Source organism: Nostoc sp. CALU 1950 (genome assembly GCF_051172895.1).
GTDB classification, from domain to species: domain Bacteria; phylum Cyanobacteriota; class Cyanobacteriia; order Cyanobacteriales; family Nostocaceae; genus Nostoc; species Nostoc edaphicum_A.
This window is the reverse complement of record NZ_JBDNJQ010000178.1, coordinates 1-16,039: the sequence shown is the minus strand read 5'-3', so window position 1 is coordinate 16,039 and position 16,039 is coordinate 1. Positions and strand designations below refer to the sequence as shown.

At 44.1% G+C, this 16,039-nt stretch carries 10 protein-coding genes; 3 read left to right on the top strand and 7 right to left on the bottom strand.

What is annotated here, in order from left to right:
* Window positions 1-53: 53 nt before the first annotated feature.
* On the top strand, window positions 54-1,238 hold the full coding sequence (locus ABF638_RS31655) for a hypothetical protein (RefSeq protein ID WP_435026825.1): 1,185 nt from the start codon (window positions 54-56) through the stop codon (window positions 1,236-1,238).
* Window positions 1,239-1,330: 92 nt separating this feature from the next.
* Here ABF638_RS31655 and ABF638_RS31650 read toward each other — a convergent pair whose 3' ends face one another.
* The 4 genes from ABF638_RS31650 to ABF638_RS31635 all read right to left on the bottom strand — a co-directional run bounded on the left by ABF638_RS31650 (window position 1,331) and on the right by ABF638_RS31635 (window position 8,904).
* On the bottom strand, window positions 1,331-2,638 hold the full coding sequence (locus ABF638_RS31650; protein WP_435026824.1) for a recombinase family protein: 1,308 nt from the start codon (window positions 2,636-2,638) through the stop codon (window positions 1,331-1,333).
* A gap of 115 nt (window positions 2,639-2,753) precedes the next feature.
* Window positions 2,754-3,113 carry a VOC family protein gene (locus ABF638_RS31645; RefSeq protein WP_435026823.1) on the bottom strand — a complete coding sequence of 120 codons (360 nt, stop codon included), beginning with the start codon at window positions 3,111-3,113 and terminating at the stop codon, window positions 2,754-2,756.
* A gap of 185 nt (window positions 3,114-3,298) precedes the next feature.
* Window positions 3,299-4,948: a response regulator gene (locus ABF638_RS31640; RefSeq protein ID WP_435026822.1), complete on the bottom strand. Its 1,650-nt coding sequence runs from the start codon at window positions 4,946-4,948 to the stop codon at window positions 3,299-3,301.
* A gap of 2 nt (window positions 4,949-4,950) precedes the next feature.
* The gene (locus ABF638_RS31635) at window positions 4,951-8,904 is read right to left on the bottom strand and encodes a PAS domain S-box protein (protein ID WP_435026821.1); all 3,954 of its coding nucleotides are present in this window, start codon (window positions 8,902-8,904) and stop codon (window positions 4,951-4,953) included.
* 304 nt (window positions 8,905-9,208) lie between these two features.
* On the opposite strand from ABF638_RS31635, the gene ldpA reads away from it, so the two are divergent.
* Together ldpA and ABF638_RS31625 are read left to right on the top strand one after the other, a co-directional pair.
* Window positions 9,209-10,369, top strand: a complete 1,161-nt coding sequence (ldpA, locus tag ABF638_RS31630) for a circadian clock protein LdpA (RefSeq protein ID WP_435026820.1) — start codon at window positions 9,209-9,211, stop codon at window positions 10,367-10,369.
* A gap of 73 nt (window positions 10,370-10,442) precedes the next feature.
* A complete protein-coding gene (locus tag ABF638_RS31625; RefSeq protein ID WP_435026819.1) occupies window positions 10,443-12,176 on the top strand; it encodes a R3H domain-containing nucleic acid-binding protein in 1,734 nt (577 codons plus the stop codon).
* A gap of 126 nt (window positions 12,177-12,302) precedes the next feature.
* Here ABF638_RS31625 and ABF638_RS31620 read toward each other — a convergent pair whose 3' ends face one another.
* The 3 genes from ABF638_RS31620 to ABF638_RS31610 all read right to left on the bottom strand — a co-directional run bounded on the left by ABF638_RS31620 (window position 12,303) and on the right by ABF638_RS31610 (window position 15,576).
* Window positions 12,303-12,704: a hypothetical protein gene (locus ABF638_RS31620; protein WP_435026818.1), complete on the bottom strand. Its 402-nt coding sequence runs from the start codon at window positions 12,702-12,704 to the stop codon at window positions 12,303-12,305.
* Between the two features lie 162 nt (window positions 12,705-12,866).
* On the bottom strand, window positions 12,867-14,462 hold the full coding sequence (locus tag ABF638_RS31615; protein WP_435026817.1) for a nickel-dependent hydrogenase large subunit: 1,596 nt from the start codon (window positions 14,460-14,462) through the stop codon (window positions 12,867-12,869).
* 151 nt (window positions 14,463-14,613) lie between these two features.
* On the bottom strand, window positions 14,614-15,576 hold the full coding sequence (locus ABF638_RS31610; protein WP_435026816.1) for a hydrogenase: 963 nt from the start codon (window positions 15,574-15,576) through the stop codon (window positions 14,614-14,616).
* Window positions 15,577-16,039 lie beyond the last annotated feature (463 nt).

Below are 16,039 nucleotides of genomic sequence, written 5' to 3'. Positions count from 1 at the left end.
TCTTAAAAGTATTTTTTATAATAAAAAATACTAAAAGTTATAGGAGCCTATAAATGAATTTACCTGTAGTCGCGGATATTACTCTGGGCTTAGTTTTTATTTACTTAATTTTGAGTTTACTAGCTTCTGAAATTCAGGAACTGATTGCCACATTTTTACAATGGAGAGCTAAACATTTAAAACATTCAATTGAATTGCTTTTAGCAGGTGGTAGCGAAACTGAAGGAGCAGATATTACCAAGGCAAGAAATTTGGTACAAAAACTTTATAACGATCCTTTGATTAATACCTTGAATCAACAGGCTAAGAGAAAAGTAGAACAGTTACGAAAAAATGTTAAAGAGGTTGACAAAAATACTAAAAAAGAATTAGTAGAAAAACAAAGTGGGCCTTCATATCTTCCTTCTGAAACATTTGCAATTACTTTGCTAGATACATTAAGAATCCCCCAGTTAATTAATCATGTAAAATATCCTAGCGAAGATTCTAAAATTGACTTGCATATAATACTAGAATCTTATAAACAACTTAAAGAAGGTATTAATAATGAGAATAGTCCAAGCCACCTAACAATCAAAACAATTTATAGAGATATTGAAGACCCAGAATTTAGAAATATTGTTAATAAATTACCTGATGATGTAACTGATAACTTAATCAAGAGCCTTGCTGTGATTGCTCAACGTAGTAGGATCAAGATTGGCGACCTCACAGAAGAAATGAATCAGTTTAAAAATGAGATTGAAACATGGTTTGATCGCTCTATGGATCGAGCCAGTGGTGTTTATAAACGCAATGCCAAAGGAGTTGCTATTTTAATTGGAATATCAGTTGCTATATTAACCAATACTGATACATTTCACATCGTTAACAGACTGTCACAAGATTCGGCTATCCGCTCTACCATTACTCAAAGTGCAAGTCAACGAACAGATTATATCAATGACCCAGAAGCCAGAAGAAAAATCGATATCCTATTAGCAAATAATTCTCTACCCATTGGATTGCAAAATATCAATCAACAGTTTGAATTAGATACTAGAGGATTGAATGATGGTATTATTATATTAATCAGAATTGGGCAGGTTTTTAGATTAATTGGCGGTTGGTTAATGAGTGGTTTAGCTATTGCGATGGGTGCGCCTTTTTGGTTTGATATCCTTAATAAAGTTATCAATGTGCGGAATGCTGGGCCAAAACCTACTGCCTATACTAAGGATCAACCCTCTCAGAAATAGTGTTTCTATTCAATTAGAAAACAGAATTCAATAGTCAGTAACCAGAATTAATAATTAAATTTTGTGTGACTAGCGGATATCTGAATTCTTTTTTAAAAAATAAAAATAACTTGTAGTTTTAATTCTTTATTCTGAAAAACAATCTCAATTTGCCTGATAAATTCTCGAAAGTAAAATCGTCGCTCTGTTTCCGACAAATCTAACCAAAATTGTGGTATCGAAACAGCTTGAGCAACAGAACGCAAGTTAACTGGGGAAAGAGTTGCCAACTTTGCTTCGAGTTCAGAAATTTCCGTGCGGAGTTTGTAAGCTCTTAACTTTGCTGTTTCGGCATCTAAAATTCCAGTTTCAATTAAAGTGGGTAACTGAGCAAGTATTTCTTGCTGACGAGCGATCGCTTGCCCTAAACTATTCTTCACTGCATCCAACTGAGGAAAATTCATCCCCGCTACCGCCAGAGGTAAATCACGGCAAACCGTTTCAATTGTATGTTCTAAAACCTCTTGATAGGGAATAGCCTTACACTTGGGGCGTTGGGGACAGCTAGTAGAACGTAAATAAAGATACTCCTTATCTTGGTTGCGTTGGGTGACACGAGTAACTGTCATGTGCGACTGACACTCACCACAGATAACCAACCCAGCTAAAGAACGCGGCGCACTGGCAGTTCGGGGTGGTAAACGGCTGTTACGGCGTAAAAGTCGGTCAACTTGGGCGGCTTCTTCCTTAGAAATTATTGGAATATGGGTATTAGAAATAATTTCGCCATTTTGGTAAGCTGTATTGCCGCGATAGACTGGATTAGTCAGCCAGCGTCTTCCTGTGGTGACAGAGATTTTTTTGCTGTATTTTTTCGCCAAGTAGCGAACTGAACCCCGCAGGGAACCATAGAGTAAAAAGTGTTCAAAAAAATCCTTGACCACTGGTGAAGTACTGCGGTCAATGGTATATTTTCCCTTACCTCTGCGATAGCCGTAGGGGACTTTGCCTGGTGGCGGTGCAACCTCAAGACGATTACGGGCATGTCCTTGACGGATGCGACGACTACGTTGTTGACGTTGGATTGCGTGTAGCAAATTCAGCAAGTCAGCGCCCAGAGGGTAATTTTCGGAAGTGTAGGGCTGTTCAGTGGCGATGACTGCTATTCCCATCACTTCGAGTTCATTCAAGCGATCGCTAATTTCCTCTACAGTATCCCCCAATTCTTCCAACCGACGAATCAGGAGATAATCTGCTGGTTCAGTTTGGCAATCGGTAAATAATTGTTGTAATTGCGATCGTCCAGAAGACTTTTGCTTACCCAAATCTTCATAAACCCGATCCACCTCCCATCCCCAATCAGCTTGATCGGGAGAAGATTCTAATAGCGGATCTGTGTAAGAGTAGGCAATAATTTTCATTTGTCATTTGTCATTTGTCATTTGTCATTTGTCATTTGTCATTTGTCATTTGTCATTGGGTATTACAAAACTCTGAGCCAGTCCCCATTCCCCATTCCCCACTCCCCACTCCCCCTTACTGCTGACTCAACTCGATAATATTGCCATCAGGATCTTGAGTGAACAGGGCAGCGCGACCGGAGGCGCTGGCTTGAACGGGATAATTATGATTGAGCAATTCTTGTTTGGCGGTGTCTAAGTCAGCAACGGAGAAAGCAATGTGGGGATTGCGCCCCCATTTTTCGTTTGGATTTTCTGTGGGGACATTAGGTGCAACTATCAGGTGAAGTTGGTAGTCGCCGACTTGATACCATACACCAGCGTATTTTAGGGAACGATCTATTTTAGATAATCCCAATACTTTGCCATAAAAGTTTTCGGAGCGTTCTAAGTCAGTCACAAGAATCGCTGTATGGAGACTTTGGTTAATCTGCATTGTCGGTAAGATGCGATCGCGTTTATTTAAATTTTGACGTAGTTTGAACTCTTTGGGGGAGCAGGGGGAGCAGGGGAGCAGGGGAGGCAGGGGAAGCAGAGGGAGCAGGGGAAGCAGAGGGAGCAGAGGAAGAAAACTAATGACCAATGACAAATGACTAATGACTAATGACTAATGACTAATGACTAATCACCAATAACTAACGGCAGTTTAACTGTAAATGTTGTCCAGCCCTGAGAACTGGTAACTTCAATCGTGCCTTGAAGATATTTCACTAACTTCTTAGCCAATGTTAAACCTAATCCTGTGCCGCTTTGTTGCCAGCGTTCCCGTTTCGGGTTGCCGTAGGCATCGCTTTGAGGGATTCGGTAAAACGGCTCAAATATTCGAGATTGTTCTTGTTTCGGGATTATCACCCCAGAATTGCTAATTGTGATTTGAAAGTAGGGAACTTGAAGATTATGTAATACACCAGATTCAGCATCCTCATTTCTGAGACTTTTTGTGGTGTAAATTACCTGAACATCGACTGCAATCTCTTCATCAGGCGGAGTATATTTACAAGCATTGTTGAGTAACTCTGAGATAATTTCGGTCAGGCTAGCCAAGTCTGAAACTAAAGGTGGTAAATTTGGAGAAACACTAACTTTAAACGACTGTTGCCTAGCTTGAGCGCGTTCCTGAAAATATTCGGCAACATGAGGCAGCCAGTTTTGAAGTTGAATTGAAGTTAATTCCAACGGGTAGACATCTGCATCAATCATTCGCATATGCAGCAAATTATCTACTAAATCTAGTTCTTGTTCGCACTGATCGCGCAGAATAGTTAAGTAGCGGGCTACAGATTCAGACGGAGAAAGTGGTTTTAAATTTAAAACGCCCTGCCGGTCAAGAATATTTTCTAGTACGGAGATGGCCATTTTGATGTTTGACAAGGGTGTTCGCATTTCATGAGAAGTGGTTGCCAGAAAATCCTCTTTCAACTGGTTTAGGCGTTGGAGTTCTGCCACTTGAATTTCTAGTTGTTGGGCACGTTCCGCTGCAAGATTGCGTTCTTCGGTTAACCGTCGTTGCGTGTCATCCCGAAAAACTAATACGGCTCCTGTAATTACACCGCTATTATTTCTCAGGGGAGTAGCACTATCAGCTATTGGTATAGTTGTCCCATCTTTAGCAACTAGTAGGACGCCACTACCTAGATATATAAAAGTTTCTTGTTTAAGGGCTGCGATAATGGGATTTTCTACCGGAAACTGAGTTTGTTCGTCAATGAGTTTGATAACTTCAGTTAATATTTTGTCCTTAGCTTCATTCCATCGCCACCCTGTCAGGGCTTCAGCTACCTGATTAATGTACTTAATATGTAATTCAGTATCTACTACAATTACCCCATCACCCATTCCTCGAAGCACAGAACTCAAAAATTGCTCGCGATTGTAGCGATTGAGTGCTGTTTGAATGGCAACGTAAAGTTCTTGCTCTTTAATGGGCTTGATAATATATCCAAAGGGAGATGTCAGCGTTGCCCGCTCCACAGTGTTTTTATCCGAATGACCTGTGACGTAGATAATAGGAATTTGCAGATGATGCCAAATTTGCTCTGCTGCCTGGATGCCGTCCATCTCACCCCGTAACCTGATATCCATTAAAATCAAGTTTGGGCGTAATTTACTTGCTCTTGCAATTGCCCCTTCTGCGGAATCGGTAATATCTATAACAAAATACCCCAGAGACTCCAAGCTTTCTTGTAAGTTGATAGCAAGAATATATTCATCTTCAACAATAAGGATTTTAACTATCTCCTTTCTCTGTATATTTTCTGGGGTGCTAATCATGTTTATCCGCGGCTATTTGCAAAAGTAATTTTGAACTGTGTTCCCTGTTGAGAGTCAATTTCAAGCTTTCCCCTCAGTTGCTTGACTAAACCCTGGACAAGAGTTATACCCAGCGTTTTAGCTTTCTTGCCATCGAAGTTTTCAGGTAAACCAATACCATTATCTCGGATGATGAGTGTCAAAATGCCCTCAGACTCTTGATAAAACTTAACCTCAATTTCCCCCCCACGATTACCAGCAAAGGCGTATTTCAAAGCATTGGAAACCAGTTCATTGATAATCAAGCCACAAGGAATCGCGGTTTCAATGTCGAGGTTAGCATTATCAACTTGAATGTTTAGTTGAATCTGGCTGGAACTGACGTTATAGGAATCAAATAAATGAGTTGTTAAATCTGGAATGTATTGAGCGAAATCAATATCAGCGAGGTCTTCAGAGCGGTACAGTTTTTCATGAACTAGGGCAATGGAAGCAATGCGGTTTTGGCTATCGCGCAAAATTGCTCTCACCACAGGATCTTCTGTCCGTCTGCACTGCATTTGCAGCAAACTGCTGACAATTCCTAAATTATTCTTCACACGATGGTGAATTTCTTTGAGTAATACCTCCTTTTCTTTCAGAGAGGCTTTGATTTTTTCCTTTGCTTGTTTTTGCTCGGTGATATCTTGTTGGACAGCGACAAGAACGCTTCCATACTCAGGATGCCCAAAAACGGAAGTGGTCGCACTACTCCAGAATGGAGTGCCATCTTTTTTAACATTCTGAACTTCATAGGTTGCTTCATCGTGTTGAATAACAGCAGTTTTAATCGCCTGATTAACTTCTTGAGGCGTAGTACGTTCATCACCGTAGTTGACAATTGACACATGCTGACCAATTAATTCACCAGGTTCATAGCCAAACATCTGCTCAAATTTAGGATTGGTGTAGACAAACACGCCATCTGTAGCACGAACTAGGCAAATTCCCTCCGCCATGTTGCGGGTGATTACTGCTTGCAGTTCTAACATCTGTTCAGCACGTTTGCGTAAGCGAAGTTCGTCGTAGACATCGCTGGTTTCAACTACAACAATGCCTATACTAATGGGTTCATCGACTTCAGACTGAATTGGAAAGTAGGAAGCTAGCCAAGTCCGAATCACACCGGGGAGTTTTGGGGTTTCTCCAGTGATCTCCACATCCAAAATCGGTTCACCCGTTGTCAAAACATGTTGCAATAGCTGCTCCAGCTTTGGTGTTAAATCGGGGACAATATCCCGTAGTGTTTTGCCAATATGCGCGGCTGCGGGAATGCCATTAATTTCTGCTAATGCTTCATTAATAAATGAGAAACGCAGTTTTCGATCAAGAATGGTTATACCAACGGGTGCGCTATTGATGAAGGCATCCAATAACTTTTGCTTGTGAGCCAGTTCTCGTTCCAATATCTTACGTTCTGTGATGTCGATCGCCACCCTACCGACTAACTTTTGTGCAGAAAATCCCAGAATCGGGAACTTATATACCAAAAATTCACCAAGGCTGCCGTCTGGTCGAGGAGCAACTTCGATCGCCTCAAGTACCTGATTTGTCTGTGTGACTGTCCGAATGTGATCGAAATGCTGCCGAGCAATTTCATCTGGGTAGAGGTCAGAAATGGATCGCCCAATCACCTGTTCGGGTAGTAATTTAAATGTCCGCAGGTATGTTCGATTTAAGTAAAGTACATGCCCATCTGTATCAGTTATCCAAGCTAGTACCGGGCTGTTGTTCATAAATGCCTGAAATCTGGCTTCACTTTCTCTTAACGCTGCCTCGGCTTGTTTGCGATCAGTAATATCAATAATCACACCCAGCATCCTTACAGCTTCCCCTGCTTCGTTGTAGACGCCGCGCCCTTTCCCAGTGAGCCAGTGAATACTGCTATCGGGGTAAATTACTCGATATTCAGCTTCATAATTAGTATGTTGTGCTAGGGCGTTGAGTAAAGTCCGCTCAACTCGGTCAACATCCTCTGGATGAATGGAATTACGCCATAGCTGGTACTTCGCAATTAATGTTTCTGGCTCCAACCCTAGCAAGCGAAAATGGTTGTCGTTCCAGAGGACTTCTCTTGTTTGAACATTCCAATCCCAAAGACCGATGTGGTTAAATTCCAAGGTTAGCCTCAATTGTTCTTCATTTTTGGCTAAGGCTGCTTCAGCTTTTTGGCGATCGCTTAGTGCAACTTCCCGTTCGGTAACATCTTGGGCAGTACCATAAAGGCGAATCACCTGTCCATCGGCGTTAAATTCTGTATGTCCAATACCCTCGAAGTAGCGATTAGAACCATCTGGCTGGGGCACACGGAGAATTTCTTTGTAGGACTCACCAGTGGCGATCGCTCGCTCAACAGCTTGGTGCAATTTCTCCCGATCTTCAGGGTGATACAATTGCAGATTTTCTTCATAGTTCGGCTCAAGAAGTGCGGGTTCTCGATTGAAGAGGTCGAAAAGCCCCTTTGACCAGGTAATTTTGCCACTACCAAGTTCAAATTCCCAATTGCCAAGGCAAGCAACTCGCTGGGATTCTTCTAGCAAAGCTTGACTTTTGCGTAGTGTTTCTTCAGTGCGCTTGAGATCGGTGACATCTACCACCAGTCCATCCCAAGCTACACGCCCATCCTTCATCTGACGTGGCGTGGAACGAAAATGCAACCATTTGAGTTGACCGCTAGGAGTTCGGATTCGCAGCTGAATATCAAACACAGATAGATTCAGGCGGGACTCTTCAAGGGCTGTCTGTAGGCGGGGGATGTCCTCTGGGATAAATTGGCGATAAAGCAGAGATGAATCTCTGAGTGCATCTTCGGTCTTAACTTCCGTTAGTCTTTCAATCCCCCCACTCAAGTAGGAAAAGCGATCGCTACCATCCAATTCGCGGATCACCCGATAAACTGCTCCATTGGGCAGATTATCTCCAATCAAGTACAACATCACTTCACGCTCATGCAAGGCTAATTCGGTTGCTTTGCGATCAGTGATATCTCGCCCTTCTGGAATCAACAAAATAACTTGATCCGTCTCGTTTTGTAGCGGACGTAGTGAAAAATCGATTGTTGCGACTCGGTTATTTGCACCGAGAACATCAACTTCATAGCGGACAAACTCCCCTTGAGATGCACGGGCGATCGCTTGTTTTAATTCTTCTTGAGTTTGGGGTGAAATTGTCCACCAGTGTGCTTCCCAAAAAGGACGATTGATCACATCTTCAAGCTTAATTCCGCCAAAACTGAGCGCAGTCTGGTTAGCCTCCAGTAAAATGCCATCTGGCGTTAGCAGTCCTGTAAATTGGAAGGTGTTATTGAAGATAGCGTAAAAACGGCGATCGCTTTCCTGCAATTTGGCGGTGCGTTCTTGTACTTTGGCTTCTAACTCGGCATTGAGTGTTTGGAGGTTGTGGTAAAGTTGGGCTTGTTGAATAGCGATCGCTAGTTGCACCCTCAGTTGGTTAAAAAATTCCACCTCAAATGTCTGCCATTGTCGGGGTGCAGAACATTGATGCACAATAAATAGTCCCCAGAGTTCAACTGCGGGAGTCTTCTGGCTATCTAACAAAATAGGGATAACTAAATTCGCCTTCACCTGAAACTGTTCCAAAAGTTGAATACAGCAATCACTTAAACCCGCTTCGTAGATATTCGTTGCTGCCCAGATTTTTCCTTGGCGGTATTCTTCCTCTTGGCTTTGCTGAAAACAGGTATCTTCAATCTCCAGTCCCAAGATAGACATCCATTGGGGTAATACCGACTCTGCTACGACCTTACCCCGCATTTGATGAGTAAATTGATACACCAGCACGCGATCAGATTTGAGTAACTGGCGGACTTCTTGAACACTCTTGGCGAGGATATCTTGAAGCTTCAAGGATTTGTGAATATCAAGAGCGATCGCTCCAATTAACTTTTGTTGTTCTTGTAGCTGTTTTAGTTGCTGCATTAGCTGTAATTGATAGCTTTTAACCTACTATTAACCAACCTTTGACCAGACTCAGTATTGAGTAAATTAAAAGTTATATCAAGTTCGGATAATTAGTTATGATTCCTACACTCATTGCATCCCACCCTTAATAGCTTGGGTCATAGGTTAGGCAAGGATAGAAACCCCAATCCCCATTCCCCCTAATCCCCAGAGGGGGCCCCGAATTCCCCAAGCCCCAGTCCCCAATGCCTGAATCAGGAAATCCGGACTTTTTCTTGCTCACAGACTACTATTTTTAGTCGCATAAACGCATAATAGAATAGTGACTGATCTGTTCGCCCCTTTACAATCTCTCAAACAAGGTGACTGGTTCAAGCTGATCTGCGGAGCCAGCTTCCAGCATTTGCCGGCAGTCAGAAGTTTAACGTTAGCCTATACTTTGGCGGGCGCTGACTGCATAGATGTTGCAGCTGATCCAGCGGTGATTGCGGCGGCGCAAGCAGGGCTACAAGTAGCCAAAACTCTGGCTATGGATGCCCAAAAGCGAGGCTTTGGCTACAGAGGCAACTCACCCTTTTTGATGGTTAGCCTGAACGATGGAGAAGACCCCCATTTTCGGAAAGCAGAATTTAATCCTAGTGAGTGTCCTACAGACTGCCCTAGACCGTGTGAACGGATTTGTCCCGCACAAGCAATTGTGTTTAACAATAGAAAAGAAGACTTTTCGGGAGTAGTATCCGAAAAGTGCTATGGCTGCGGTCGTTGCATACCAATTTGTCCATACGATATGATCTATACATCATCGTATGTGTCAACGCCGGCAGCGATCGCGCCGTTGGTAATATCAACGGGAGTAGATGCCGTAGAAATCCATACAAAAGTTGGGCGGTTGGCAGAATTTGAGCAATTATGGCAAGCAATTTCACCGTGGGCCGATCAACTAAAGTTACTAGCCATCAGCTGTCCCGATGGCGAGGGGATGACTGACTACCTAAAAGCGCTGTATGACCTGATTACCCCACTCAAGGGTGCTTTAATTTGGCAGACCGACGGTCGTCCGATGAGTGGTGATATTGGCGATGGCACCACAATAGCCGCGGTGAAATTAGGGCAAAAAGTTTTGGCAGCAAAGTTACCGGGATATGTGCAGTTAGCAGGCGGCACTAATAGCTATACGGTTGCTAAGTTAAAGGCAATGGGACTACTTAAAGAGGCGGAGGGGCAGGGGGCGGGGGGCAGAGGAGAAAAGTCTTCCCCCCTACTCCCTGCTCCCTGCTCCCCTGCCTCCATTGCCGGGGTCGCCTACGGTAGCTACGCCCGCGTACTGCTGTCACCAATTCTCGAACAGTTAGAGAATAAGGAGGTAAGTAACACTAATGTGAAGGCGACTGTTCGCCTAGAAGAAGATGATAAATTACTTTGGCAAGCTGTAGAACTTGCCCATTCTCTCGTTTCCCAGATCAAGTCACAGCAGGAGCGTTAATCGCTCGTTCGGAAAATACCCAGAGCGGGTTCTCCTGCACGCAAATGTCCTCGCTATCTCTCCCATAGAAAGCATGACGATTACAGACGATCTCCAAAAGTTATTAGACATTTTGCCCCAAGACCTGCGACAAGTACTAGAGAGTCATCCCAAACGAGATATTTTAGTAGAAGTGGTCTTGGATTTGGGTCGTCGCCCAGAGGCTCGCTTTCCTAATCAAGCTGAGTATTTGAGCGAAGTACCCGTTACTCAAGAACAGATAGATGATTGCATTCAACGAGTCGGAACCTTTGGCGGAGATAATCGGGCAGGAATTGAGCAAACTTTGCATCGGATCAGCGCCATCCGCAATCGCACGGGTAAGATTATTGGCTTGACCTGTCGCGTTGGTCGAGCGGTATTCGGAACCATTGGCATGATCCGCGATTTGGTAGAAACTGGTAAATCGATTCTCATGCTGGGGCGTCCAGGCGTGGGCAAAACTACTGCTTTACGGGAGATTGCCCGTGTTTTGGCGGATGATCTGCATAAGCGAGTCGTAATTATTGACACCTCCAACGAAATTGCTGGGGATGGTGATGTTGCCCACCCCGCCATTGGTCGCGCTCGGCGGATGCAAGTGGCTCATCCAGATCAACAGCATCAGGTAATGATTGAGGCAGTGGAAAACCACATGCCAGAAGTCATTGTCATTGATGAAATTGGGACAGAACTGGAAGCTTTAGCGGCTCGTACCATTGCGGAACGGGGTGTACAGTTAGTAGGTACTGCCCACGGAAATCAGATCGAAAATCTGATTAAAAACCCCACCTTGGCTGATTTAGTTGGGGGTATCCAAGCTGTGACACTGGGAGACGACGAAGCTAGACGCCGGGGCAGTCAGAAGACTGTTTTGGAGCGTAAAGCCCCTCCTACCTTTGAAATTGCTGTGGAAATGTTGGAACGTCAACGTTGGGTAGTACACGAAAGTGTTGCTGACACCGTAGATAATCTGCTGCGGGGGCGTCAGGCTACCCCACAAACGAGAACTGTTGATGACCACGGTAAAATCGCGGTTACAAGGCAGTTAGCTGTTGTTAACGGTCGCGGTGGGCAACTAGGGACAGTGGAGGATTCTTTCCCACCGGCGCGGCCGTCTAATGGCTGGCGTTCATCTGGACAAATGGTAGCACTGCCACAATTGCCTGTAGAGCGGGTGACTGGACGCAGTGAGTTTGATCGTTTGCTGGATGAATCCTTCAATTATTCTGAAAGCATTGATTTGGATGCTGCTACAAGAGTGCCAGGTCCCAATGGTGAAGATTTGCCATTGCACGTTTACCCTTATGGCGTTAGTCGCCATCAACTAGAACAGGTAATTAGCGTGCTAACTTTGCCCGTGGTATTGACAAAAGATATAGATAGTGCTGATGCAATTTTAGCACTGCGATCGCACGTCAAAAACCACGCCAAATTACGCCAAATGGCTAAAGCGCGTCATGTACCCATCCACATGATTAAGTCCAGCACCATTCCCCAAATTACCCGTGGTTTGCGGCGCTTATTGAACATCGACGACCCAGAAATGGCCGATGATAGAGAACTGCAACTGTTTTTGCACAATGGTAGCGATGATGAGATGGATGCCTTGGAAGAAGCTAGACTTGCCGTTGAGCAAATTGTGATTCCGAAAGGACAGCCAGTCGAGTTATTACCGCGTTCTCCCCAAGTCCGCAAAATGCAACATGAGTTGGTAGAACATTATCGCCTCAAGTCGCATAGTTTTGGCGAAGAACCAAACAGAAGATTGCGGATTTATCCGGCGTAATCTCACCCCCAACCCCTCTCCAAAATGGAGAGGGGAGTATAGAAAATCAAGGGTGTAGTTATGAATTTAGACATCTCCATAAATTAAATATGCATTATCCAGAAGCCTTGTAAAGAAGTAGCAATACTACGTCTTTCCACTCTTTTTCACCAGCTTATAGCCATTTTCAATCCGGTGAGGTACGGACTTATAATCCTTGAAATTTGGCTCAATGACGCCAAATCGCTGACCATAGACCTCAAAAGTCTGTAAGAACGGCGGCACATCGGAGAGGACAGCCCAAGGTTCACCTGCCAGGGCTAAATGAGCGGTGGCGAGATGACACTTAATGTCCTGCAAAACGTTGACTTCTCGAAACAGATAAGCTTCGCCCTCTTGGGGATCTTGTCCGCAACCGCAACCGTTTGACCATTGGAGAGGGTAATGTTCAAGTCCGATTACATAACCAATACACACGTTTGGAAAGTTGAACGTGAGCAAGAAACTTCTACTGGCTATTTCTACGATTCCAATCAGATGCACTCGCAAGAGCAAGTCCACTTGTATGCAAAAGGATCGCGAACCTAAGGGACTTGCGAAAAAATCATACCCACTCCAGTAGTACAGAGCACATAAATATTACTCTCTCTCTAAAAAAAGATTAAAGCGGATGGACTAGCCCTTAGTACGACTAATGCACCTAATAACCAATTAAGCAGTCCGAAAACGTGCTAGTTCTTCACCAGTCTTAGCATCATGAGCATGAACTGTACACACCAAACAAGAATCAAACGATCGCGCCACATGACCAACTTCCACTGGATCGCTAGAATCGTAAATGGGTGTCCCAATTAACGCTTCTTCAATGGGGCCGCGGATTCCATCACCATCACGAGGGCCGATATTCCATGTACCTGGGGCAATCACCTGGTAGTTCTTAATCTTACCGCCCTCTACTTCTACCCAGTGAGATAAGGAACCGCGTGCTGCTTCTGTTGCACCCCAACCGCGTCCATCTTTTTCTTTGGGTTTAATATACCAAGGGTCGTTTAATTTGAATTCGCGCAAGCAGTGTTCAGCTTGACGATATAACTTGACAAGTTCGTGAACTCGTGCTAGCTGACGCACATGAATACTAGCACCACCCATTCGTTTGAAGACATCGAGAATGAAGGGGTCGTAGTGTTGCCAAGATTCGCCATGTTGACCACCAGCCACTAATTGACGCGCTAAGGGGCCAGTTTCCAAGCGCCCGAAGTCTTTGTGAAGGACTGCACTCGACCAAGAGTAGGCGTTATCGAAGTCTTTGGTATTGATTGCAGTAGGTTTAGTGGTGCGATCGCTAGGGTGAATATTTTCTGTCCCTTCATCGTACCAAGAGTGAGTTGTATTCTCGCGGGTAAATGACTGATCCATTAAAACGTGAGTGTCTGCGAAACTGTCGTACACTCCACTTTTCATGATCATCGCCGCGTTTCGCCCTTCAATAGTCGGCTTTTGGTATTTATCTTCATGGGCTAAATATCCCCAAGTCACATATTTACCAACACCAGCGCCATATCTATCTAGACCGATGTCTAAACCCATGCGCCAATAAAAACCTAAGTCGGAATCCCGATGATTTCGGTCTTCATCTAACCAATCTCTAAAGTCATCATAAGTTTGGATTTGTTCGTAGCGTTCTAAAGAACAACCCAACCACACTGGTTCTAACCAATTGGTGCGGAAATATTCGAGAATTGCCCAAGCACGGGTAATGTCTGTAAGGGTTGGGGCGCACATCACGCCACCAGGCACCATATAACTGCTGTGAGGCCATTGTCCGCCCAATAGTGCATAAATTTCTACAGGTTTAGCAGAAATTGTTATGCCTAATTCGTAAGATTTGCCAGTGAAGGCGGCAAAACGCCTCACCGCTTCGTCATAAAAGCGACTATGACGGTATTTTTTATTGGTTAAATCAATGGCAAAAAGTCCATAAAAGTAGCGGGGGATGCTTTGAATTGTCTCGACAATTTGACCGAGATTTCTCGCCAAAATTGCATTGCGAGGAACTTCTGTTTCCCAAGCTGTATCTAATGCCCAGGATGCACAAGTTAGGTGAGAACCGCCGCAAATTCCGCAAATGCGAGGCGTGACAATTAATCCGGCTTGGGGGTCTTTACCGCGTAGGATAACTTCAAATCCGCGGAATAGTTCGGCGTGTGTCCAGGCGTTGACTACTCTTCCATGTTCAATATCGACTCGAACATCTAAATCGCCTTCAACTCTACCGACGGGCGATATATCTAATGATTGAATTGTCATTTTTTATTTGTCCTTTGTCATTGGTCATTAGTCATTGGTCATTATTCACTCCACCATCCAGCAAAATGCTCAAAACACTTAATTTATGCTTGAGAGGTAGAGGGGAGTGTCAAAGGTTACGGTCATTGGTCAAATCACAAATGACAAATGACTAAACTGTAAAAAAGTCTTCTTCAGCCCAAGGTGGTGCGGCGTCTTTGGCGACCATTGTGAGTAAGGCGTAGTCTTTTTTGTTGACTCCTGGCGGTAATTCTTTAGGAACTCCCATGACTGTTTGGGTTTTAAATACGGTTCCTGGTTTGAGGTCAAAAAAGGGAAATTCTGGTTCTGTGCAACCTAAACAAGGCATTCCAGCGCGGGTTTTAGAGGAGACGCGGTTCCATAAGATGCGGTTGCAGGAAGAATGGGTCATAGGCCCCCGACAACCCAAGTCATAAAATAGGCAGCCTTTGCGCTGACCAAATTCGGCGGTTGAAGCTTTGTAGGCAAAATGGACGTTACGGGTACAACCCGTTTGGGTATAGGTGTTGAAGAAGGTTTGGGGACGATTTAGTTCATCAAAAGCAATGTCTGCTATGCGTCCAGTAGCGATCGCAACTAATATCTGCGTAATCCAGTCGGGATGGGCGGGACATCCAGGTATATTAATTACAGGTAATCCAGCTTGCGATACGAAATCTTTCCCTAAAAAGCCGCCTTCTTGACGTTTGAGAAATTGCAAACCTTCCGATTCGCTGGGGTTGGGTGACATGGCGGGAATTCCTCCCCAGGTTGCACAGTCTCCCACGGCGACGATAAATTTAGCAACTTTGGCGAGGTCTGCTAACCAATCTTTCATGGCGCGATCGGCAAAACGATTCCATTCGCCAGTGCGGTTGGGGGCGTTGACAACACTGCCTTCAAATACCAAGATATCTAGGGGAATTGTGCCAGAAATACAATCCCGCAGCAGTTTTTGTAAGTTGTTGCCTAGTTCCACTCCCAAAGAGGGATGCCAAAGTAAGTTGATACCAAAATCGGCAATCAAATCACAGACTGTCGGTTCTTCAGCGTTGAGAAATGACATGGTGTTGCCTGAACAAGCACCACCTTGTAGCCATAGTACGTTAGTCATCGGCTATGCGTTTTTCTATTGTTTCCCATGCATGATGTAGGTGATAATGCTTGTCGAGTCTCACCTGTTTATCAATATTTGTTTTTCAATACTAAGATAATTTTTTCTTTAATTCACTTTCATTAAAAAAGAATTAATCATTAACAATAACTGAAATCCTATCAATATTAATTTAAAGGTTTCTGTCTGTTAAATGTGTTACATATTTAGCAGATATGACAGCCACAACCTTGGAATACTGCTGTACTTTCTGCGCTAACGCACCCTACGTATATCTCAAAAATCCAACAGGAATTTTAGAGGATGTTTGAAAAGTCATCTTGTCGGTATCAAAGATTTTCGATCCCCCTAAATCCCCTGATAAATTGGGGAACTTTGATTCCGGTTTCCCCTTTTGAAGCTACGGTGTATATAGCAATCCTAAATCATTCGTGAAAAATTAGATCCCCGACTTCTTCGAGAA

Bases quoted from the DNA above. Each gene is read 5' to 3' on its own strand.
- ABF638_RS31655 (WP_435026825.1), top strand. From the start codon at position 54: ATGAATTTACCTGTAGTCGCGGATATTACTCTGGGCTTAGTTTTTATT.
- ABF638_RS31650 (WP_435026824.1), bottom strand. From the start codon at position 2,638: ATGAAAATTATTGCCTACTCTTACACAGATCCGCTATTAGAATCTTCT.
- ABF638_RS31645 (WP_435026823.1), bottom strand. From the start codon at position 3,113: ATGCAGATTAACCAAAGTCTCCATACAGCGATTCTTGTGACTGACTTA.
- ABF638_RS31640 (WP_435026822.1), bottom strand. From the start codon at position 4,948: ATGATTAGCACCCCAGAAAATATACAGAGAAAGGAGATAGTTAAAATC.
- ABF638_RS31635 (WP_435026821.1), bottom strand. From the start codon at position 8,904: ATGCAGCAACTAAAACAGCTACAAGAACAACAAAAGTTAATTGGAGCG.
- ABF638_RS31625 (WP_435026819.1), top strand. From the start codon at position 10,443: ATGACGATTACAGACGATCTCCAAAAGTTATTAGACATTTTGCCCCAA.
- ABF638_RS31615 (WP_435026817.1), bottom strand. From the start codon at position 14,462: ATGACAATTCAATCATTAGATATATCGCCCGTCGGTAGAGTTGAAGGC.
- ABF638_RS31610 (WP_435026816.1), bottom strand. From the start codon at position 15,576: ATGACTAACGTACTATGGCTACAAGGTGGTGCTTGTTCAGGCAACACC.